Source organism: Streptomyces triticirhizae (assembly GCF_003696235.1).
Taxonomy (GTDB): domain Bacteria; phylum Actinomycetota; class Actinomycetes; order Streptomycetales; family Streptomycetaceae; genus Streptomyces; species Streptomyces triticirhizae.
Window position 1 is genome coordinate 1 of the sequence record NZ_RFFJ01000069.1, and the last position, 20,866, is coordinate 20,866.

15 protein-coding genes and 1 pseudogene are annotated in these 20,866 nt (G+C 74.2%); 11 read left to right on the top strand and 5 right to left on the bottom strand.

What is annotated here, in order from left to right; genetic code table 11:
• Positions 1 to 82 precede the first annotated feature (82 nt).
• The 4 genes from EBN88_RS14305 to EBN88_RS14320 all read left to right on the top strand — a co-directional run bounded on the left by EBN88_RS14305 (position 83) and on the right by EBN88_RS14320 (position 6,997).
• Positions 83 to 2,461: a phosphoketolase family protein gene (locus EBN88_RS14305; RefSeq protein ID WP_122184274.1), complete on the top strand. Its 2,379-nt coding sequence runs from the start codon at positions 83 to 85 to the stop codon at positions 2,459 to 2,461.
• Between the two features lie 246 nt (positions 2,462 to 2,707).
• A complete protein-coding gene (locus EBN88_RS14310) occupies positions 2,708 to 3,976 on the top strand; it encodes a glycosyltransferase family 4 protein (protein WP_122184256.1) in 1,269 nt (422 codons plus the stop codon).
• Complete coding sequence (locus EBN88_RS14315) at positions 3,973 to 4,818, top strand: hypothetical protein (protein WP_122184257.1); 846 nt, start codon at positions 3,973 to 3,975, stop codon at positions 4,816 to 4,818. The genes EBN88_RS14310 and EBN88_RS14315 overlap by 4 nt, the downstream gene beginning before the upstream one ends.
• A gap of 79 nt (positions 4,819 to 4,897) precedes the next feature.
• Entirely contained in the window at positions 4,898 to 6,997 is a 2,100-nt protein-coding gene (locus tag EBN88_RS14320) for a tetratricopeptide repeat protein (protein WP_122184258.1), read from the top strand.
• Between the two features lie 34 nt (positions 6,998 to 7,031).
• On the opposite strand, the gene EBN88_RS14325 is transcribed toward EBN88_RS14320, so the two are convergent.
• Entirely contained in the window at positions 7,032 to 8,018 is a 987-nt protein-coding gene (locus tag EBN88_RS14325; RefSeq protein WP_122184259.1) for an alpha/beta fold hydrolase, read from the bottom strand.
• Positions 8,019 to 8,135: 117 nt separating this feature from the next.
• Positions 8,136 to 9,830, bottom strand: a complete 1,695-nt coding sequence (locus tag EBN88_RS14330) for a hypothetical protein (RefSeq protein WP_233580663.1) — start codon at positions 9,828 to 9,830, stop codon at positions 8,136 to 8,138.
• A 249-nt stretch (positions 9,831 to 10,079) separates the two neighbouring features.
• On the opposite strand from EBN88_RS14330, the gene EBN88_RS14335 reads away from it, so the two are divergent.
• The 3 genes from EBN88_RS14335 to EBN88_RS14345 all read left to right on the top strand — a co-directional run bounded on the left by EBN88_RS14335 (position 10,080) and on the right by EBN88_RS14345 (position 14,069).
• Positions 10,080 to 10,949, top strand: a complete 870-nt coding sequence (locus EBN88_RS14335; RefSeq protein ID WP_233580665.1) for an alpha/beta fold hydrolase — start codon at positions 10,080 to 10,082, stop codon at positions 10,947 to 10,949.
• 346 nt (positions 10,950 to 11,295) lie between these two features.
• On the top strand, positions 11,296 to 12,597 hold the full coding sequence (hisS, locus tag EBN88_RS14340) for a histidine--tRNA ligase (protein ID WP_122184260.1): 1,302 nt from the start codon (positions 11,296 to 11,298) through the stop codon (positions 12,595 to 12,597).
• Between the two features lie 203 nt (positions 12,598 to 12,800).
• Positions 12,801 to 14,069, top strand: a complete 1,269-nt coding sequence (locus EBN88_RS14345) for a phosphoribosyltransferase family protein (protein ID WP_122184277.1) — start codon at positions 12,801 to 12,803, stop codon at positions 14,067 to 14,069.
• A 23-nt stretch (positions 14,070 to 14,092) separates the two neighbouring features.
• On the opposite strand, the gene polX is transcribed toward EBN88_RS14345, so the two are convergent.
• Positions 14,093 to 15,820, bottom strand: a complete 1,728-nt coding sequence (polX, locus tag EBN88_RS14350) for a DNA polymerase/3'-5' exonuclease PolX (protein ID WP_122184261.1) — start codon at positions 15,818 to 15,820, stop codon at positions 14,093 to 14,095.
• Between the two features lie 123 nt (positions 15,821 to 15,943).
• Here polX and EBN88_RS14355 point away from each other — a divergent pair, with 123 nt between their 5' ends.
• Entirely contained in the window at positions 15,944 to 17,179 is a 1,236-nt protein-coding gene (locus EBN88_RS14355) for a site-2 protease family protein (protein WP_233580664.1), read from the top strand.
• A gap of 113 nt (positions 17,180 to 17,292) precedes the next feature.
• On the opposite strand, the gene EBN88_RS14360 is transcribed toward EBN88_RS14355, so the two are convergent.
• Both EBN88_RS14360 and EBN88_RS31840 read right to left on the bottom strand, forming a co-directional pair.
• Entirely contained in the window at positions 17,293 to 18,303 is a 1,011-nt protein-coding gene (locus EBN88_RS14360) for a glycoside hydrolase family 5 protein (RefSeq protein ID WP_122184262.1), read from the bottom strand.
• A 571-nt stretch (positions 18,304 to 18,874) separates the two neighbouring features.
• Positions 18,875 to 19,024, bottom strand: a pseudogene (locus EBN88_RS31840) (TetR/AcrR family transcriptional regulator C-terminal domain-containing protein); the annotation flags it as partial.
• A 15-nt stretch (positions 19,025 to 19,039) separates the two neighbouring features.
• Here EBN88_RS31840 and EBN88_RS32375 point away from each other — a divergent pair.
• The 3 genes from EBN88_RS32375 to EBN88_RS14375 all read left to right on the top strand — a co-directional run bounded on the left by EBN88_RS32375 (position 19,040) and on the right by EBN88_RS14375 (position 20,818).
• Positions 19,040 to 19,165: a hypothetical protein gene (locus tag EBN88_RS32375; protein WP_267902563.1), complete on the top strand. Its 126-nt coding sequence runs from the start codon at positions 19,040 to 19,042 to the stop codon at positions 19,163 to 19,165.
• Positions 19,166 to 19,341: 176 nt separating this feature from the next.
• Positions 19,342 to 19,950, top strand: coding sequence for an RNA polymerase sigma factor (locus EBN88_RS14370; RefSeq protein WP_122184264.1), 609 nt, complete (start codon positions 19,342 to 19,344; stop codon positions 19,948 to 19,950).
• A complete protein-coding gene (locus tag EBN88_RS14375) occupies positions 19,937 to 20,818 on the top strand; it encodes a hypothetical protein (protein ID WP_122184265.1) in 882 nt (293 codons plus the stop codon). Before EBN88_RS14370 ends, EBN88_RS14375 begins: the two co-directional genes overlap by 14 nt.
• Positions 20,819 to 20,866 lie beyond the last annotated feature (48 nt).

Below are 20,866 nucleotides of genomic sequence, written 5' to 3' on the forward strand. Positions count from 1 at the left end.
GGCCGCCGCGCACGCCGGGCGCACGACCGAGGCACGCGCCGGGCGCGCGGCGCCCGGCGCGCCCGACGCGGGGCACGCCCCCGTGTCCGTGCCGGACGAGGCGACGCTCGCCTCGCTCGACGCGCAGTGGCGGGCCGCCAACTACCTGTCCGTTGGCCAGATCTATCTCATGGCCAACCCGCTGCTGGCCGAGCCGCTGCGCCCCGAGGACATCAAGCCCCGGCTGCTCGGCCACTGGGGCACCACGCCCGGGCTCAACCTGGTGCACGCCCATCTCAACCGGGCGATCGTGGAACGGGACCTGGACGCCATCGCGATCTGGGGTCCCGGGCACGGCGGGCCGGCGCCGTTGGCCAACTCCTGGCTGGACGGCTCCTACACCGCGACCTATCCGGACGTGACGAGGGACGCGGCGGGGATGGCGCGGCTGTTCAAGCAGTTCTCGTTCCCCGGCGGGGTGCCGAGCCATGTGGCGCCGCAGGCGCCCGGCTCCATCCACGAGGGCGGCGAGCTGGGCTACTCGCTGGCCCACGCCTACGGCGCCGCCTGCGACAACCCCGATCTGCTGGTGGCCTGCGTGGTCGGCGACGGGGAGGCGGAGACCGGGCCACTGGCCGCGTCCTGGCACGCCAACAAGTTCCTCGACCCGGTGCACGACGGCGCGGTGCTGCCGATCCTCCATCTCAACGGCTACAAGATCGCCAACCCGACGCTGCTGGCCCGCATCCCCGAGCCGGAACTCGACCAGATGCTGCGCGGCCTCGGCCACGACCCGCTCTATGTGGGCGGCGAGCGACCGGCCGAGCTGCACCGGGAGTTGGCGGCCGCCCTGGACACCGCGCTGGACCGGATCGCCGATCTGCGCTGGGCGGCGCGGGAGCAGGGCGTGCGGGCCCGCCCGCGCTGGCCGATGATCGTGCTGCGCACCCCGAAGGGCCTGACCGGGCCCGCCGAGGTGGACGGGCTGCCGGTGACCGGCACCTGGCGCGCGCACCAGATCCCGCTGGCCGACCCCAGGGGCAACCCGGCGCACCTGCGGCAGCTGGAGGAGTGGCTGCGTTCCTACCGGCCCGAGGAGCTGTTCGACGCCGACGGGCGCCCCACCGCCGAGGTGCTGGAGCGACTGCCGGTCGGCGACCGCAGGTTGGGCGCCAACCCGCACGCCAACGGCGGGCTGCTGCTGCGCGAGCTGCCGCTGCCCCCGCTGGAGGAGTGTGCCGTCGAGGTGCCGACGCCCGGCGCCGAGAGCCACGAGCCGACCCGGGTGCTCGGCGGGATGCTGGCCCGGGTGATGGCGGCCACCGCCGAACGCCGCGACTTCCGGCTGGTCGGCCCGGACGAGACGGCGTCCAACCGGCTCCAGGACGTCTACCGGGCCACCGACAAGGTGTGGCAGACGGCGATCCTGCCCGTGGACGAACACCTGGGCCACGACGGCCGGGTGATGGAGGTGCTCTCCGAACACCTCTGCCAGGGCTGGCTGGAGGGCTATCTGCTGACCGGCCGGCACGGGCTGTTCTCCAGCTACGAGGCGTTCGCGCACATCGTCGGCTCCATGGCCAACCAGCACGTCAAGTGGCTGCGCACCGCCCGCCGGCTGCCGTGGCGGCGGCCGATCGCGTCGCTCAACTACCTGTTGACCTCGCACGTCTGGCGGCAGGACCACAACGGCTTCTCGCACCAGGACCCGGGCTTCGTCGACCAGGTGCTCAACAAGGCGCCCGAGGTGGTGCGGGTCTATCTGCCGCCCGACACCAACACCCTGCTGGCCGTGGCCGAGCACGTGCTGCGCAGCCGCGACTACGTCAACGTGGTGGTCGCCGGCAAGCAGCCCTGCTTCGACTGGCTCGACCTGGACGCGGCCCGGGCGCACTGCGCGGCGGGCGCCGGGATCTGGGAGTGGGCCGGCTCCGAGGGCGGCGTCGGGGGCGCACCGCCCGAGCCCGACGTGGTGCTGGCCTGCGCGGGCGACGTGCCGACCCAGGAGGTGCTGGCCGCCGCCGACCTGCTCCGCCGCCATCTGCCCGAACTGGCCGTCCGGGTGGTCAACGTGGTGGACATCGCCCGGCTGATGGCGCCCCAGGACCATCCGCACGGGATGTCGGACCGCGACTACCACGCGCTGTTCACCCGCGACCGGCCGGTGATCTTCGCGTACCACGGCTATCCGTGGCTGATCCACCGGCTCACCTACCACCGCGCCAACCACCCGCAGCTCCATGTGCGGGGCTATCTGGAGGAGGGCTCGACGACGACGCCGTTCGACATGGTGGTCCGCAACGACCTGGACCGCTACCGGCTGGTGATGGACGTGATCGACCGGGTTCCCGGGCTCGCGGTGCGGGCCGCCCGGCTCCGCCAGCGGATGGCCGAGACCCGCTACCGGCACGGCCGTTGGGTCGCCGAGCACGGCACCGACCTGCCGGAGGTCGCCGACTGGCGCTGGGGTGCCCTGGCCTGAGCGGGAACGGGCCCCGGCCCGGAGCCCCGGCCCGAGCGGGAACGGCCGCCCGGCTCGCCCCGTGCGGACCTGACGTGGAGTCACCGAACGGACACGGTTCGTCAACGTCGGGCGCATCCTCCCGCCGGGGCGATCGTTGATGACTTCGCCGGAGCGCCCCCGGGGCGAACCCCCCGCCCCGGGGCCAGTGACCAGCGTCACCCCGTCAACGGCAAACCAAGCGGCTCCCCAGGAGGTCACACCAGCATGAGGATCTCGTTCCTGCTGCACAACGCGTTCGGGATCGGGGGCACGATCAGGACGACGTTCAACCTGGCCCAGGCCCTCGCCGAGCGCCACGAGGTGGAGATCATCTCCATCCTCCGCCACCGCGAGGAGCCCAACTTCTCGCTCGACCCCCGGGTGCGGGTGCGCGCCCTCGTCGACCTGCGCACCGAGCGGGAGGACCCACGGCACCGCAGGCCGCCCAAGGTCTTCCCGGCCGCCGAGTACCGCTTCGACCAGTACAGCGCCCTCACCGACGAGCGGATCGCCAACTGCCTGGCCGGCCTCGACTCCGACGTGGTCATCGGCACCCGCCCCGGGCTCAACGTGCACCTGGCGCTCCAGGGCCCGCGCCACGCGGTGCTGGTCGGCCAGGAGCACCTGACCCTGGACAACCACCCGCCGGGGCTGCGTAACGAACTGCGCCGGGTCTACCCGCGCCTGGACGCCCTGACCACCGTCACCCACGCCGACGCCGACGCCTACCGGCGCAAGATGCGGCTGCCGGGGGTGCGCGTCGAGGCGCTGCCCAACAGCGTTCCGCCGCCGGCGCTTCCGCCCGCCGACTCCTCGGCGAAGATCGTGGTCGCCGCCGGCCGGCTGGTCCGCGTCAAGCGCTACGACCTGCTGATCCGCTCCTTCGCCCGGGTCGCCGCCGAACGCCCCGACTGGCAGCTGCGGATCTACGGCCGGGGCGAGGAACGCGAGAGGCTGCGCGCCCTGATCAACGAACTCGGCCTGTACAACAACGTGTTCCTGATGGGCACCGCGCCCGCCATGGAGGCCGAGTGGGTCAAGGGCTCCATCGGCGCCTCCACCTCCAGCTTCGAGCCGTTCGGGATGACGCTGGTGGAGGCCATGCGCTGCGGGCTGCCCGTGGTCAGCACCGACTGCCCGCACGGGCCCGGCGAGATCATCACCCCCGGCAAGGACGGCCGGCTGGTCCCGGTCGGCGACCAACACGCCCTCAGCGAGGCGTTGTTGGACCTGATCCAGAACGACGAGCTGCGCCGCACGATGAGCGAGGCCGCGCTCGCCAACTCCCGGCGTTTCGACCCGGTGCCGATCATCGGACAGGCCGAGGCACTCTTCACCGAGCTGCACGAGGCCAAGGCGAGCGGCCACAGGGAGAGGCCGCCGCTGCGGGTCAGGGTCGGCGCGCGGCTGGTCAACCGAGGCCACCTGGTCCGGGACGCCGCGTTCGCCGCCGCCGTGTCCACCATGCGCACCATGCGAAGGGGTAACCGTTGAGCCAGGGCACCGTCGAGGAAGCGCCGCGCGTCGACTGTCGCGTCGACCGGGAGGGGCGGATCACCTTCGAGCTGAACCTGCCGGAGGCCCGGGCGCCGCAACTGCTGCTGCGGCTGCGGCCCAGGAAGGGGCAGGAGGAGACCATGGGGCACGCCGTCGAGCTGGTCGCCGTGCCCGAGGAGCCCGGCCGCTGGCGCGCCGAGCTGGGCGCCAACCCCCGCCTGAGCGAGGGCCGTTGGGACGCCTATCTGCTGCCGGAGACCGACCGCCCCCGGCTGCGGGCGCTGCCGGGGCTGCGCGACCTGCGGGTGCTGGCGCCGACCGCCTCCGCCGAACCGTCGCTGGACGAGGGCGTGTTGCGGGTGCGGCTCCCCTACGCCACCAAGGACGGCTTCCTCTCGGTCCGCGCCTGGCAGCGCGCCGGGCACGCCGAGGTCGTCCGGCTGGAGCCGGGCCAGCACGCGGTGACGGTCCACGGGCGGCTGCTGGGCCCCGAGTTCGGGCCGGGCGCGGCGGCGGTCCTGCGCCGCAGGGGCAAGGAGGGTCCTGAGCGCGAGACGGAGCTGACGGCCGGCGAGAACGGCGCGTTCACGTTCACCGCCGACTACCGCGAACTGCCGACCGACCCGGGCGCGGCGGCGGTGTGGAACGTCCTCGTCCGCCCCGACACCGGCGCCAGGCCGGTCCGGGTGGGCCGGCTGCTCGACGATGTCGCCGACCGCAAGAACGTGTTCGTCTACCCGACCTCGACGGTGCGCGGCTTCACCTACTGGCCCTACTTCACGCTCGACAACGACCTCTCGATCCAGGTGGACCCGGCGACGGAGACCCCCGGCGACTGACACCCTGGGACGGGGGAAGGCTCGTCGGGCGGAGCCCGGCGGCGCGCCCGGGGAGAGACGCGGAGGAGCGGGGAGAGAGATGAGCGGCGGGGACGGGCACGACGGCGTGAACGAGGGCGTGCGCGACGGCGTGCCCGGCGTGCGCAACCAGGTGACCGGCGTGGTGCGCGGCGGGCTGATCCAGGCGGGGACGATCCAGTCGCTGACCGTCCAGCATCCGTCCGACTGGCCGCCCGTTCCGTGGGAGATCCCGGCCCCCGACCCCGGGTTCGTCAACCGCGTCAGCGAACTGGCCGTGCTCGACGAGGCGTTGCGCCGCTGGGCGGCCGGGGACGCCCGGCACCCCGCGTCGCTGGTGCTCACCGGGCCGGGCGGCCTGGGCAAGTCGCAGCTGTGTTTCGAGTGGGCCGACCGCAGCCGCGCGCACTTTCCCGACGGCCAGCTGTATGTGGACCTCGCCGCCGTGCGGCAGCCCGGCGGGAGCGTGGACCTGGGCGCGGTCGCCGCCGGATTCGCCCGCCGCCTGGGCGTCAGCGGCGACCTCATCCCGCCCGACCCCGCCGGGCGGGTCGCCTCCTACCGCTCCGCCACCTCCGGGCGCCGCCGGCTCCTGGTGGTGATCGACAACGCCGAGCACGAGTCCGAGGTGCGCGCCCTGCTTCCGCGCCACGGGATGGTGCTGGTCACCAGCCGCCGGCCGCTGGCCAGGCTGCGGTTCGACGGCGCCCGTTCCCTGGTGCTCGACGGGTTGGACACCGCCGCCTGCCGCGCGCTGGTCCGGTCCTGGCTGGACGAGAGCGAGATCAGCGACGCGACGCTGAGCGCGCTGGTGCGGGTGTGCGGCGGGCGGCCGTTGACGCTGCGCGCCGTGGGGGAAAGGCTGCTGGACGGCTCGGGGGCCAGCGTCCAGCGGGTGGTCGCCGAACTGGCCGACGACGCGGCGCGGCAGCGGCAACGGGCCCGGGCCAGCGACGGGGGGGACACCACGATGTCGGACGCGTTCACCCGGGTCTACCGGAGCTTCCCGCCGGCCACCCGCCGGCTCTACCGGCTGCTGGGCGCGCTGCCCGGGCCGACCTTCCCGCACGAGCTGGCGCTCGGCCTGGGCGGCCCGGACCGCTCGGAGGCCGAGGCGGGGCTGGCCGCGCTCGCCGCCGCCCGGCTGGTGCGGCAACTCGCCCCGGGACACTGGGCGTTCCCCGACGACGTCCGCGAGCACGCGGCCGCACTCGCCGAGCAGCGCGAACGCGAGGAGGCGCTGCGCTTCGGCGTCGACTTCGCTGTCGCCGCCTGCGAGCTGGTGGACCGGACGGTGCTGGGCGAACGGCTGCGCCTGACGGGCACCGAACGGCGGCCCGAGATTCCCGTCCTCCCCGAACTCCCCTCCCCCGGCGCGGCGTTGGACTGGACGGAACGCGAACAGGCGACCCTGCTGGCGCTGTTGCGGACGGCGGCCGAGCGCGGCCGCCACGAACCGGTCTGGCTGATGTGCCAGGCGCTGTGGGCGTACTTCCACAGCCGCAAGCCGTACATCGCCTGGATCGAGGCCCACCTGCTGGGCATCGAGGCGGCCAGCTGGGCCGCCAGGCCCGACGCCGAACTCCGCATGGTCAACCAACTGGCACGCGCTCACATCGAGTTGGGTGACCACGCGGGGGCGCGCGAGACGCTGGAGCCGGTCGAGACGCTGCTGACGACGGTGGGGAACACGCAGCTGCGCGGCACCATCCACGAGACCAGGGGCGTCCTGGCCCGCGCCACCGGCCAGCCGGCCGAGGCCGCCGACCACTTCCGCGCCGCCCTGGAGGCCAACGCCGGCGACGAGCGCGGCATGGCCCTCCAGGGCTACCAGCTCGCCGGCGCGCTGCTCGACCTCGGCCAACCGGACGCGGCGCTGGCCGAGTTGGACCGCGCCCAGGCCCGCGTGCCCGACGCGCGGCACGCGGCGCTGCACGCGCGGATCGGCATCGTCCGGGGCGCGGCGCTGCGCGACCTGGGCCGCCGCGAGGAGGCGGTCGCGGCCCTGGACGCGGCCGCCGGGCTCGCGGAGCGCCTCAGCCTGTGGGCCAAGGCGGAGGGCGCGTTGGAGACGCTGAGCGGGTGGGTCACCGACCCGGAGGCGCGGGAGCGGGTGGCGGCCCGGCTCGCGGCGGTCCGCCGCCGGGCGGGGATTTCCTGAGCGAACGGCGCGACCCCGGGGCCGCGCCGGCGGTTCAGCCAGCGAGCGCGTCGAGCCAGCCGGTCAGCAGACGGTTGGTCTCCTCGGGGCGTTCCTGCTGGACCCAGTGGCCGCAGCCCTCCAGGAGGTGGGAGGCGGTCAGCCCGGGGAGGGTGGTGGGGAAGGCGTCGATGGCCTCCGACATCCAGGTGGTGGAGGCGTCCAGGGCGCCGCCGACGAACAGGGACGGCTGGGGGATCGGCGCCCCACGGTGGGGGGCGAGGTCCGCCCAGTCGCGGTCCAGGTTCCGGTAGCGGTTGAGGGCGCCGGTCAGGCCCGTGCGCTCGAACTCGCCGGCGTGGACGTCGAGGTCGTCCTCGGTCAGCCAGGCCGGGAGGACGCCGACGGGGAAACGGTCACGCAGCCGGCCGCCGTGGGAGACGAAGTGCGGGTCGGGCTCGCCCTCGGCGGGCATGGTGTCGGCGGACAGGGCGGCGTAGAAGCCGGCGAGCCAGCCCCGGACGTCGGGCTCGATCTCCGCCTCGGCGCGGCCGGGCTCCTGGAAGTAGGAGACGTAGAACTCCTGCCCGGGGCCGCCGATCCGGCCGAAGACCTCGGTGGGTCGGGGGCCGCCGGGCGGCGCGTAGGGGACGCTCAGCAGGGCGACGGCCCGGAAGACCTCGGGGTGGAGCAGGGCGGAGGTGGCGGCGATGGTGGAGCCCCAGTCATGGCCGACGACCACCGCGTTCTCCTCGCCCAGGGCGCGCACGACGGCGACGTTGTCCGCCACCAGGTCGAGCATCCGGTAGGCGTCGGTCGCCTCCGGCCTGGAGGAGCGGCCGTAGCCGCGCACATCGATCGCCACCGCCCGGTAGCCGGCCCGGGCGAGGGCCGGGAGCTGGCGCCGCCAGGAGTACCAGGACTCGGGGAAGCCGTGCACGAGCAGGACCAGCGGGCCGCTGCCCTGCTCGACCAGGTGCAGGCGCCCGGCGGGGGCGTCGACGGTGCGGTGGCGGAGGGCGGCGGACGGCTCGGGCCGCATGGGTCCTCTCCTCGGTTCGCGTGCGGGCGCGGGTGCCCACCGATCATGCGGCGCGAGGACCGGCCGGGGCGATCCGCGTTGCCGGAGTGGCAACACCGGGGCGCCCCCGCCGGCCCTTCAGTCCTCGCGCCGGCCGGAGGCCACCCGCACCGGGATCTCCGTCGTGCCCGTGCGGATGGTCAGACGTTCGGGAAGGTCGCCCGCCTCCAGGGCCACGTGGACGGCCGCGCCCAGAAGCACCGGGTCGAGGACGGGCTCGGGCGCGCCCCAGCCGCGCGGCGCGTGGGCCTCGGCGACCGTTCCGTCGCGCAGCCGCAGCAGATGGCGGCTCTCCCCCAGCGCCGCGACCGCGACCGAGAGCCACGGCTGGTCGGCGAAGCGGCGTTCCAGCCAGCGTTCCGGCGGCAGTTCGCCGCGCGGCTGGCGGCGGGCCGCCACCTCAGCCGTCTGCGCCACCGCCGAGCGCGTGCCCTCCTCCGCCGTCACCGCGAAGAAGCCCCGGGCGCCGCCGCGCGCGGGGTCCACCGGGTGGCGGGTCAGCTCGACCGTCTCGCCCCTGACGCTCCCCACCACGTCGAAGGCCGTGGGGCCCGCGCCGGTCATCGGCGTCGGGTCGGGGTAGCGGGACGGGCGCGGGTCGTCGGCTGGCGGGCGGACGCGTTCGCCGAGGAGTTCGTAGAAGAGGCGTTGCAGCACGGACGCCGAGCGGTCGGTCAGCCCCAGCGCCTGCCCGGTCACCGGGCGCAACGCCTCGGCGCGGTGGGCCCGTTCGGCGGCGCGGAGCTGGCCGAGCAGGTCGCCCTCGGGGTCGAGCCTGGGCGCCCGCGTGCCGAACGCGTGCATCGGGGAGCGCGGGTCCAGCTCCGCCTCGCCGCTGGCGGCCAGCAGGGTGGCCCGTTCCAGGCCGGCGCCGTAGAAGGTGACGGAGCCGGTGTCGCCGACCACCAGGTCGGCGGCGATGAGCGCGGCCTGCCAGCCGCGCTCCGGGCTGACCAGCCGCAGCCCGGCGTCGAGGGCGTGGCGCAGCCTGCGGTCCACGCCGAAGGGCGTGTCGTCGGACCAGATGTTGGGGTGCAGCACGAGCGCCACCACATACTCGTCCACGGGCAGCGCGCGCACCAGGCGCTCCGGGAGTCCGGGGTGACGGCGGATCAACGAGTGCGGTCCCCAGGTGGAGTTGAGCACCACCAGCCGCCGGCCGCCGGTCGCGCCGAACGGCTCCCTGAAGTGGTCGCGCCAGTCCAGGTTGGCGCGCATCCGGTCGAAGCAGGGGTCGCCGACGACGCGGGCGTGCGGCAGGGCCGGCGGGCAGCTGACGGCCAGCCGGTCGAGTTGCTCCTCGTGGGAGAGGCCGATGACGTCGGGCACCACCCGTCCCCGGTGGAGCAGTTCGCGGGGCGAGAGGCCGGCCGATGAGGTGGCGTCGCCGGTGGAGCGGCGGGTCAGCCGGTTGTAGCCGACGCCGTGCGGCAGCACCACCAGCGGGCGGCTGAGGCGCCGCATGGAGCGGTTGACGGCGCAGGCGACCACGAGGTCGAAGCGGCGCCTGGTGGCCTCCCGCCAGGAGAGCACCGTGCCGCGCTGGTGCGCCAGATAGTCCGCGAGCCCGCCGTCGAAGGTGGAGCCGGGGTTGACCGTGAAGGAGACGGTGATGCCGTCCTCGGCGCGCAGCAGCGGCAGCACGTCGAGCAGCCTGGTCGCCGAGGTCAGGTTGCGCACCACGCCCAACACCTCGACGGGCCCGCCCCGTTGGCCGCCGCCTCGCTGCCCCACGGGGGCGCGGCGGCGGGACGCGACGGGGAAGAGGGGCACGGGAACTCCGGGGGCTCCGGGAAACGGAGGGTGGGCGGGGAGACGGGCTGGGACGGCGGGCGGACGGAGGAAAGGGTAGCCAACAGGGGGTGGCAAGGCCCCCGTTCGTCCCCGTGTCACCCCCCGCCACCCGCGTCGTTGGCGTTCGCGCGCCGTCAACCTCCCGCCACACGTCGGCCGATGCCAAAGCGGTGTCCGCCGGTTAGCGTGGAGAAAGCGTGAGAACGGGACGAGGGCGGGGTGGGGAAGATGGACCTGCTGGCCGAGATGGGAACGGTGCTGGTCGAGGGGCGGCGGGTGCCGGTGATGGACTCCGGGGGCGGGGCCAGGGCCCCGGTGATGGTGGCGCTCCACGGCACGTTCGGGCGCGGCGCGATCTTCAGGCGGCTGGCGCGGGACCTCTCCGGGCTGGTGCGGGTGATCGCGCCCGACCAGCGGGGCCACGGCTGGAGCGAGCCGGTCTCCGACGGCTATGGCCGCGAGGCGTTCGTGGCGGACGCCGCCGCGCTGATCCGGGCGTTGGGGACCGGCCCCGTGGTGCTCTACGGGCACTCGCTGGGCGGCATCACCGCCTATCAGGTGGCGGCGCGCCACCCGGAGTTGGTCTCGGCGCTGATCGTCGAGGACGTGGGTCCCGTGATGCGGCGGCCCGAGGTGCCGCATCCGACGCTGGACGTGCGGGGGTGGCCCCGCAGGGCGGGCACCCGGGCGGAGCTGAGCGAGCTGATCGAGCGGCGGGGCGTGCCGGACCCCTCCTACTTCCTCCAGAGCGCGGTGCCGGACGAGGACGGGTGGCGGATGCTGCTCGACTGGGACGTGATGATGGAGGTGCAGCGGGGCGGGGTCGGCGACTGGTCGGCGGACTGGCGCGGCTCGTCCTGCCCGGCGCTGCTGCTGCGCGGCGAGGAGTCCACGCTGCTGCCGGCGGCGCTGGCCGACCGGATGGTGGCCGAGCGCCCGGGCACCGAGCGGGTGGACTTCCCCGGCGCCGGCCACTGGGTGCACGACGACGCCCCCGTCGCGCTGGCCGGCGCGGTCACGGCGTTCCTCCGCGACCACGGGCTGCTGAGGGCGACCCCGGGCACCGGCCGGGCGCACGCGGGCGACGGGCCGGCCTGAACGGGCACGGCGAACGGTGCGCCGCATCCGCTCCCTTTCCCTCCCGTTTCCCCCGTTGCCCCTGCCCCGTTCACCCCGCCCGCCGTTGGGGAAAACAACGGAGAACGCCTCACGAATTACGGGAACAAAGAAGAGGAGAAAAGCCTCCGGGAAAACCCGTTGACGCACCCGCGCGGAAAAGGCGCGGGAAATGCGCGACGGCCGGTGTGGCCGGTGGTCGTCCACGGGGTGAGATGGGCCCCGGGCCCGCCGTCCGGCCTTCGCCGGGCGACCGTGGAGCGACTTCGTGGCCGCCCGCGCGGTCTGCTACCGTGCATCTCTCAACTCACCCTGGAAGGATCACGCGGTGACTGACCTGCTCCCGACCACCCCCTATCGCGGTACCAGAGATCTCCTGCCGCAGGAGATGTCGGTCAGGCAGCAGTTCTTCCATCCGCTCTTCGAGGTTATCGAGAGTTATGGCTTCGGCCGCTATGACGGCCCCATTCTGGAGCCGGTCGAGATCTACGAGGCGAAGTCCGGCGAGGAGATCGCCAACCAGCAGCTCTACTCGTTGACCGACCGTGGCGGCCGGCGGCTGGCGCTGCGGCCGGAGATGACGCCCTCGGCGGCGCGGATGATCGCGCGGAACCTGGGCGGCCTCCACCTCCCGGTCCGCTGGTACAGCCATGTCATCTGCCACCGCTACGAGCGCCCCCAGCGGGGCCGGCTGCGCGAGCACTGGCAGATCAACGTGGACATCTTCGGCTCCGACAGCATCGCTTGCGAGATCGAGCTGTTCGAGCTGATCCACGACATGATGCGTTCGCTCGGCGCCACCGAGGAGATGTGGGCGCTGCGGGTCGGCGACCGGGTGCTGCTGGAGAGCATCCTCCGGGACATCGTCAAGGTGCCCGAGGACCGGCGGCAGGAGGTGGCCTCGCTCGTCGACCGGTGGGCGAAGTACCCGCGCGAGAAGCTCGCCGAGGACGCCGAGAAGATGTCGCTCACCCCGGCCCAGTTCGACCTGCTGGAGGAGACCCTCGCCAGCGGCGCCGAGGTGCTGCGCGCGGTGCCGGACGAGGTGGCCGAGCGGTCCCAGGTGGTGAGGCTGCTCAACAGCGAGGCGCGCGAGCTGGTCACGTTCGACCCGTTCATCGTGCGCGGCCTCCAGTACTACACGGGCACCGTCTTCGAGGTCTTCGACCTGCACCCGGAGAACCGCAGGGCGCTCTTCGGCGGCGGCCGGTACGCGGACCTCGCGGGGCTCTTCACCAAGCAGCGGATTCCCGGCATCGGCTTCGGCATGGGCGACGTCACGCTCCAGGACTTCCTCCAGACCCACGGGCTGCTGCCGAAGCCCAGGCCGCAGGCCGACGCCGTGGTCATCCCGCTGGGCGAGGCGCTGCTGGCCGAGACGCGGCGGATGGCGGGCGTGCTGCGCCGGGCCGGCGTCCGCACCAGCACGCCGCTGGAGCCGCGCAAGCTCAGCAAGGAGCTGGCCGCCGCCGACCAGCTGGGCGCCAGGGTCGCCGTGGTGGTGGCCGAGGACGAGTGGCGCCGGGACGCGGTGCTGGTCAAGGACCTCGCCACCCGGGAGCAGCGGGAGGTGCCGGTCGCCGAGCTGGCGGACCGGGTGACCGCCGTGCTGCGCTCCCCCGCGCCCTAGTACTGCAACCGCATCTCACGAACTCCCCGCCGGTGGCGGGGAGTTCGTCGTTTCCCGGGCCGGGCCGCCCGCGCGTCGGCGGCTTTCCGCCGTCGCCCGGCCTCGCCCGGGCGACGGCGTTTGACGGGCGCCCGGGACGGTCACGCGGTTCGATGGGACGGACGGGCGCCCGCGCCCGGCGAACCGAGGAGGTGGCCGAGACGATGCGCTTCGCTGATCGGCGGGAGGCCGGGCGGCGGCTGGCCCGCGAGCTGGCGCCGCTGCGCGGCGGGAACGTGGTGGTGCTCGGGCTGCCCCGGGGCGGCGTCCCGGTGGCCGCCGAGGTGGCGACCGCGCTGGGCGCCCCGCTGGATGTGGCGGTGGTGCGGAAGCTGGGCCTGCCGGCCCAGCCCGAGCTGGCGATGGGCGCCATCGCCGAGGACGAAGCAAGGGTGCTCAACGACCAGGTGGTGGGCGGGGCCCGGGTCAACGAGGACGCGCTGGACGAGGTGGAGGCCAGGGAACGCGCCGAGCTGGACCGCCGCTCCGTCGCCTACCGGGGCGAGCGGCCCCGGGTCTCCGTCGTGGACCGCACCGTGGTGGTGGTCGACGACGGGATCGCCACCGGCGCGACGGCCAGGGCCGCGTGCCGCTCGGCGCGCACCAGGGGCGCGGCGCGGGTGGTGCTGGCGGTGCCGGTCGCGCCGGCCGACTGGGAGCGGCGGATCGGCGGCGAGGCCGACGAGCTGGTCTGCCCCGAGGTGGTGGACGACTTCCTGGCGGTTGGCCAGTTCTACGCGGACTTCGCGCAGACCACCGACGAGGAGGTGGTCGAGCTGCTGCGGCGCGGCAGCGCGCGGGCGGTGGAGATCCCGGCGGGAGAGGTCACCCTGCCCGGGGAGTTGACGCTGCCGGCGGACGCCACCGGCGTGGTGGTCTTCGCGCACGGCAGCGGCAGCGGGCGGCACAGCCCGCGCAACACCTTCGTCGCCGAGGCGCTCGCCCAGGCGGGCCTGGGCACGCTGCTGTTCGACCTGCTGACCGAGGAGGAGGCGGCCGACCGGGCCAACGTCTTCGACATCGGCCTCCTGGCCGAGCGGCTCGGCCACGCCACCGACTGGGTGCGGGGCCACGGCGCGCCCCACGACGGGCTGCGGATCGGCTACTTCGGCGCCAGCACGGGCGCGGCCGCCGCGCTGTGGGCGGCGGCCGACCCGGCCTCGCCGGTCGGCGCGGTGGTCTCCCGGGGCGGCCGCCCCGACCTCGCCGACCGCCGGCTGTCCGAGGTCCGCTGCCCGACGCTGCTGGTCGTGGGCGGCAACGACGAACGCGTCCTGGAACTCAACCGCGCGGCCGAACAGTCCCTCCAGGGCCCGCACGAGCTGACGGTGATCCCCGGCGCGACCCATCTCTTCCCCGAACCGGGCGCGCTCTCCGAGGTGACGGCCCTGGCCAGGGACTGGTTCCTCACCCACCTGGGCCCAAGGCCCTGACGGCCCCCGGGCCGGAGGGCCGGTCAGCGGGCTCCGGTCTTCCTCAGGAAGCGACGCAGGCGCGTCAGCGTCCAGGTGTTGATCACGTCGTCGGGGCCGAGCCAGCCGCGCTGGGCCTGCGCGACGCCGAACCGCACGTGCCCCAGGTGGGTGGGCGCGTGCGCGTCGGAGTCGATGGAGAAGCGGACGCCGTACTCGCGGGCGCGCAGGATGTGTTCGTCGTTGAGGTCCAGCCGGTTGGGGTGGCTGTTGATCTCCAGCGCGGTGCCGGTGCGGGCGCAGGCGGCGAAGACGGCGTCGAAGTCGGCGTCGATCCCGTTGCGGCGGCCGAACTTGCGGGTGGTGGGGTGGCCGATGACGTTCACGTGCGGGTTCTCGCAGGCCCTGATCAGCCGCCGGGTCTGGGCGTCGCGGTCCAGCTCGAAGTGGGAGTGGACGGACGCCACGCACAGCTCGAACTCGGCCAGCACCTCCGCCGGCCAGTCCACGTTCCCCTCCGGGTCGATGTTCAGCTCGGTGCCGTGCAGCAGCTTCAACCGGCCGTGTTCGCCGGCCAGTTGTCGCAGCTGCTCGCGCTGGGCGCGGGCCTTGTCCAGGGTCATGCGCTGCATCCGCAGCTCGGGCGCGTGGTCGGTGACGGCGTAGTAGTGGTAGCCGCGCCGCGCGGCGGCGGCGACCATCTCGGTCAGCGGCGCGATGCCGTCGGTCAGGTCGGTGTGGCTGTGCAGGTCGCCCCGCAGGTCGTCGACGGTGACCAGCCGGGGCAGCGCGTCCCGTTGGGCGGCGGCGACCTCGCCCCGGTCCTCGCGGAGCGTCGGCGGAATCCAGGGCAGGCCCAGCCGGCGGTAGACCTCCTCCTCGCTGCGGGCCGCCCGTTTCCGACCGGTCTTGGCGTCGAAGAGTCCGTACTCGGAGAGCTTGAGCTTCTTTCGGAGCGCGATCTCCCGGATGCGGATGTTGTGCGCCTTGGAGCCCGTGAAGTAGATCATCCCCGCGCCCCAGGAGTCCTCACTGAGCACCCTCAGGTCCATCTGGAGCCCGTCGACCGTCCGCACCGTGGTCTTCTTCCGGCCGCGCAGCACCACCTCGGCCACCAGCGGCAGCGCGCAGAACGCGGCCATCACCGGCTCCGGGTCGTCGGCCGCCGCCAGCACGTCGATGTCGCCGATGGTCTCCTTCATCCGCCGCACCGAGCCGGCGTGGGCGCAGCGCACACAGCCGGCCGCCTCGCCCAGCCGGGCGACCGTCTCCTCGGCCACGCCCAGCGCGGTGTCGAGACCGATGCGGCCGCCTGACTGCCGCAGCACGGCGAGGCCGTGCTCGATGTTCTCGCGCGCCTTGGGGCCGAAGCCCTTCAGCCCGGCGAGCCGGTCCTCGCGCAGCGCGGCCGCCAGTTCGTCGACGGAGGAGACGCCCAGCTCGCGGTAGAGGGTCATCGCCTTCTTGGGGCCGAGCGTCGGCACGTCCAGCAGCGCCCGCACGCCCGGCGGGATCGACGCCCTGGTCTCCTCGACGGCCGCGACCCGGCCGGTGCGCAGATACTCCTCGACCTTGTCGGCGATCGACGAGCCAACGCCGGGAATCTCCCGCAGGCTCTCGGAGTCCAACGTGGCGACGTCGGCCGGGTGCCCGCCGATCGCGCGGGCAGCGCGCTCGTAGGCGCGTTGCTTGAACGCGCCCCTGCCGGTGATGGCGATGAGGTCGGCGTACTCCCGGAGCAGCGCCTCGACCTCGTCGTTGGGCCGGGCCATAACGGCCAGTCTAGGAAGGCGGCGCCCGTTCGGCACGGCGAACGGAACCGCCCACGGCCCCGGGGCATGGGCGGCCGCCACCTGGGTACTCGCCGCGCCGACCAGACGGACGGAACGAGGCAGGTGAGCGAGGTGCGGGCCACCTTCAGGCTGGGCCGGATCGCCGGCGTCAGGATCGGGGTGCACTGGAGCGTCGCCGTGATCTTCGCGGTGATCGCCGTCGGCCTGGGAGCGGAACGGCTGCCCGCCGCCTATCCCGACCGCAGCGCCCTCAGCTACACGCTGCTGGCACTGCTGGCCGGGGTGCTCTTCCTGGCGTCGCTGCTGGCGCACGAGATGGCCCACGCGGTGGTGGCCCGCCGCGACGGGGTGCCGGTGCACGACATCGTGCTGTGGCTGCTGGGCGGCGCCACCCGGACCAGGGCCGAGGCGCCCGACCCGGGTTCCGAGTTCCGGATCGCCGGCGCGGGGCCCGCGACCAGCCTGGCGCTCGGCGTGTTCTTCACCCTGGTCACCTGGCTGCTGGTCGCGGTGGACGCGGGCCCGATCGTCGAGGTGGTCGCCTGGCTCGCGGTGATCAACTTCCTGTTGGCGCTCTTCAACGCCTTCCCCGCCGCCCCGCTCGACGGCGGCCGGCTGCTGCGGGCCGCGCTGTGGCGCCGTTCCGGCGACCGGCCCCGGGCCACCGCGCAGTCCAGCGCGGCCGGCCAGGCCTTCGGCTGGCTGCTGGTGGGCGTCGGGCTGGTGGCCTTCCTGTGGACGGGCGCGTTCGGCGCGCTCTGGCTGGCGCTGGTCGGCTGGTTCGTGGCGGGCGCCGCCTCGCTTGAGGGCCAACAGGCCCGGGTGCGGCAGCTGTTGGCCGGCGTTCCGGTGCGGGAGACCATGACGCCCCGGCCCGCGACCGTTCCGGCCGACGAGACCGTCGGCGGCCTGCTGAGCGAGACCAGCCCCGGGCTCGACCACCCCGCGCTGCCCGTGGTCTCGGCGAACGGCGCCCCGATCGGGCTGGTCACCAGGGAACGGCTGCGGGAGGTGCCCGTCGAGAAGCACCGGGCGCTGACCGTCGCCGAGATCATGGTGCCCCTGGACCGGGTGCGCACCAGCGCCCCCGACCAGGACCTCGCCGAGCTGCTGCCCCGCCTCGAACCCGGCCCTGAACACCGGGTGTTGGTCATCGAACGGGACGGGGAACGCGGCGGGGAACGGGACGGGGAACGGTACGGGGAGGCGCGGGGTGAACGGGACGGCCGGAGTGCGCGGCTGCTCGGCATCGTCTCGCCGTCCGACGTCAACCGCACCATCCGCCGGCTGACGGACCACCCGCCCGGCGCGCCCGCCGCCAGCGGCAACGGCCGCTGAGGGCCTGCCGGCGCGGGGACGGGGCCACCCGGCGTCGTCCCCCGGGCGGCCCCGCCGCACACCCCCCGCCGGCGCCGCGCCGCTGTTGGGAGTCAACGGGCGGCGGGCAGGCGTCAGTTGTAGATCGTGGCCTCCTCGGAGGTCTCCGCGACGCCGTTGGGCCCGTTGAAGAAGCGGTCACCCCACTCGGTCAGCTGGTTGGGGTCGAAGTTGACCGACATGTCCAGGTACCCGACGTCGCTGCTGTTCCCGCTCCACGACCAGCCCAGGTAGCCCAGGTCCAGCTCCTCGGCGGTCGCCATGATGGCGTCCTCGTCCGGGTCGCCGTCCGAGTGGTTGTGCCCGAACTCCCCGACCAGGATGGGCAGTCCGGCGTCCACGAAGGAGCCGAGGTAGTCCCGCACCGCGGCGGCGGTGTTGTAGACGCCGTACATGTGGATCGAGAAGATGGTGTTGCCGGTCGGGTCGGAGTCGTAGACCTCCTGGGCGTCCGCCCGCATGGTCCCGCTCCAGTCCTGGCCCCAGTTGGGGGCGTCCACCATGATGGTGTGCTCGAAGCCGGCGCTCCTGAGCTTGCCGATCGCGGCCTGGGTGTCGGCGGACCACGCCTCGTAACCGGTGTTGCCGAACGGCTCGTTGCCGATGTTGACGATGATGTGGTCCTCCTCGCCCCGGAGTTGGTCGAGGACGCTCACCCAGTAGTCGGCGGCCGCGTCCAGCGAGACGGCGGCGGACTGCTCGCCGTAACCGGTGGTGTCGTGCACCTCCAGCACGCAGATCAGCCGGTTCGCCTTGCACTCCGAGACGATCTGGGCGACCTGGTCGGGCGTGGTCCGCTCCCACTGGTGCCCGCTGCTGAGCACCACGCGCACGGTGTTGGCGCCCAGCGCCTTGATGTCGGCCAGCGAGCCGAGCTGGCCGGTGTACCAGGCGTGGGCGTGGTTGGCGCCGCGCATCACGAAGTCGTTGCCGGTGCTCTCCACCAGCCGGCCGTTCTCGATGTGCAGGCCGACGGCCTCCGCCTCCGGCTCACCCGCCGTGGCCGGCTGCACCGCGAGTGCCACGGCCAGCGCCCCGGCGACGCCGGCGGCTGCCGCAACTCCGAGTCGTTTTCTGCTGTTCATGGTCGTCTCCTCAATTGGGGTCCGTCCCGGGACCCCGTTGGGGTGGGGGTTGACGAGTGCGCGAACACGCCGAGAGAGATTGGGAGCGCTCCCATGTCTCGCCCACCCATCAGGCCACCGTGACACCACCATGTCAAGGAGCCGGACAGCGTCGAATGGATTCAACGAAGGAAGAAAACGCCCAGGAGGGCGGTGAGTTCGCTTTTCCGGCGCAACTTAACCGAGTAATTCCTCGCAAGATGTGACGTGTTGATGTCACAACGTCACCGCTTCGGCCCCGTCCGGGCGCCCGCCGCGCCCCGCGCCGGGCCCGGACGGGCGGGCGGCTGCGGGGCGTTGGGGCGGGCGGACGCGCACATCGTTGGAAACGTTCCACGCCGCGGACGACGTGGTGAGGGGGCGGCTCGGGCGCGTGGTCGGGTGCGGGTCATCGACGCTTACTCGCGCCGTTCCCCGCGCCCCTGAGGCCGGTGGGCCCCTGAGGGGCGCGGGGAACGGCGCGGATCATCCGGGACGGGGCGCAGACGACAACGGACCAGGAGTGGGCGGACGCGTGGTCGGGTGCGGGCCCTCAGGCCGCGTAGGCGCGCAGGAAGGTGGCCGTGGCGGTGGCGGCGACCTCGCGCAGCTCCTCGTCGGGGACGGCCCGGATGCCCATCCGGGAGCGCGCCTCCAGCGGGCCGATCAGCAGGGCCATCAACTGCTCGGCGGGCTGCTCGGCACCCTCAACAGCACCATGGCCGCCGTCGCCACGCCGATGGCCGGCCGCTCCACGCCGGTGGCCAACGGCGAACCGGCCGGGGACGAACCGGCCGGGGGCGAGGTCGGGGCCGGTCAGGGCACGCCGAACGTGGCCGGGTAGGCGGCCGAGCCGGCGCCGGTCCGCTGGTGCTCGGGGAGCACCGCGACCGGCGCCAGCGCCGGCGGGCGCGCCGTTGACCCCGGCGCACGCGCCGCGCGACCGCCCGTGATGTGATCGTGACCAACTCCCCGGCGGGGAGCGGTGAGGTGCCACGGGGGTGCCGGACATGAGGGGGCATGAGAAAGGTTCACAGGGACGAGGACGCGAACGAGGAGTTCGACCGGCTGTTCCGGGCGACCTTCCGCCGGTTGCTCGCCTACTGCCTGCGACGGACCTCCGAGGCGTCGGCGCACGACGCCGTCTCCGAGGTCTATGCCACCGCCTGGCGGCGGCGCAGGCGCGTGCCCGACGACCCGCACGAGGCGCGGCTGTGGCTCTTCGGCGTGGCCCGCCACGTGCTGGCCAACCAGGAACGCGGCCAACGCCGTTGGCTGCGGCTGCAACGCGGGGTCGCCGGGGCGCCGGCCCCGCCGGCGCTGACGCCCGGCGACGACCTGGCCGAGGCGCTGGCCGAACTCCCGCCCGCCGACCGTGAGTTGCTGCGACTCGCCTACTGGGACGACCTGACGCACCGGGACATCGCCACGGTGCTCGGCATCTCGACGGGCGCCGTCGCCACCCGGCTCCACCGGGCCAGGGAACGGCTCCGCCCGCATCTGAGCCGTGGCGCCCCCCTTTCCCCCGCGCCTCCCGTTTCCGAAACCGGCCCCGAGAACGCCCCCGCAACCGGCACCGGGCCCGGCACCGCGCCCCGCACCGAGGAGAAGCTCCATGCACGACGCTGACGAGACCGAGCGCCTGGAGACGGCCCTGCGCGCCGCCGACCCGCTGCGCGACCGCGCCCTCGCCGACGACCCCGAAGGCCCGCTGGGGCTGCGGGTGTTGACCCGGGCCAGGGGCCGCGCCCGGCACCACCGGCCGCGCCGAGCGGTGCTGGTGCCGGTCGCGGCGCTCGCCGTCGCCGGGGCCACCGCCGGCGCCTACGCCTGGACCACCGACCCCGGGCAGCCGCACAGCTCGTGGAACGTCACGTGTGTGGTCGACGGGATCGAGATCGAGATCGGCCCCTCCCCCGCCGAGCAGGACCCGGTCCTCACCTGCGGCGACTACTGGGCGGACAGCTGGGCCAGCCGCCCGGACGTCTCGCCGCCGCCGGCCGAGTTGACCGCCTGCGTGGACAACGCCAAGGGCGACCCGCTGCGGGTCTACCCCGGCGGCGCCGGCACCTGCGAGGAGTTGGGCATCGAGCCCTACACCGGACTCTCCGAGGAGCAGCTGCGGCTGGCCGAACTGCGGGAGGAGCTGCACCAGAACCCGGACGACTGCCGCTCGCGCGAGGAGGTCGCGGCGTTGGCCGACCGGCTCTTCGACGAGCACCACCTGGACGGCTGGACCACGCGGGCGGTCGACGCCGACGACGAGCACGCGGTCTCCGACTCCCCGTGCACCATGATCTCCACCTACGACGAGGTCAACCGGACCGTGGTGCTGACGGGGATGCCGGAGGTCACGGAGTGCCTCCCCGAGGACGGCTGCCACCGGATCGACGTCCTGGGGGAGGGCCACGGGGCGGAGGAGTTGGTGGAACTGCCGGAGCTGCCGGAGCCGGCCGACGAGCGGAGCGAACGGGCCGAACCGGCCGAACAGGGTTGATCCCGCTGACCGTTACCGAGGTCGTCCCGAGCGCCCCCGTGGCTCCCG

Excerpts from the sequence above, each read along its gene's own strand:
- EBN88_RS14310 (WP_122184256.1), top strand. The coding sequence starts at position 2,708 with ATGAGGATCTCGTTCCTGCTGCACAACGCGTTCGGGATCGGGGGCACG.
- EBN88_RS14320 (WP_122184258.1), top strand. The coding sequence starts at position 4,898 with ATGAGCGGCGGGGACGGGCACGACGGCGTGAACGAGGGCGTGCGCGAC.
- EBN88_RS14325 (WP_122184259.1), bottom strand. The coding sequence starts at position 8,018 with ATGCGGCCCGAGCCGTCCGCCGCCCTCCGCCACCGCACCGTCGACGCC.
- EBN88_RS14335 (WP_233580665.1), top strand. The coding sequence starts at position 10,080 with ATGGACCTGCTGGCCGAGATGGGAACGGTGCTGGTCGAGGGGCGGCGG.
- EBN88_RS14345 (WP_122184277.1), top strand. The coding sequence starts at position 12,801 with ATGCGCTTCGCTGATCGGCGGGAGGCCGGGCGGCGGCTGGCCCGCGAG.
- polX (WP_122184261.1), bottom strand. The coding sequence starts at position 15,820 with ATGGCCCGGCCCAACGACGAGGTCGAGGCGCTGCTCCGGGAGTACGCC.
- EBN88_RS14360 (WP_122184262.1), bottom strand. The coding sequence starts at position 18,303 with ATGAACAGCAGAAAACGACTCGGAGTTGCGGCAGCCGCCGGCGTCGCC.
- EBN88_RS32375 (WP_267902563.1), top strand. The coding sequence starts at position 19,040 with ATGGCCGCCGTCGCCACGCCGATGGCCGGCCGCTCCACGCCGGTGGCC.
- EBN88_RS14370 (WP_122184264.1), top strand. The coding sequence starts at position 19,342 with ATGAGAAAGGTTCACAGGGACGAGGACGCGAACGAGGAGTTCGACCGG.
- EBN88_RS14375 (WP_122184265.1), top strand. The coding sequence starts at position 19,937 with ATGCACGACGCTGACGAGACCGAGCGCCTGGAGACGGCCCTGCGCGCC.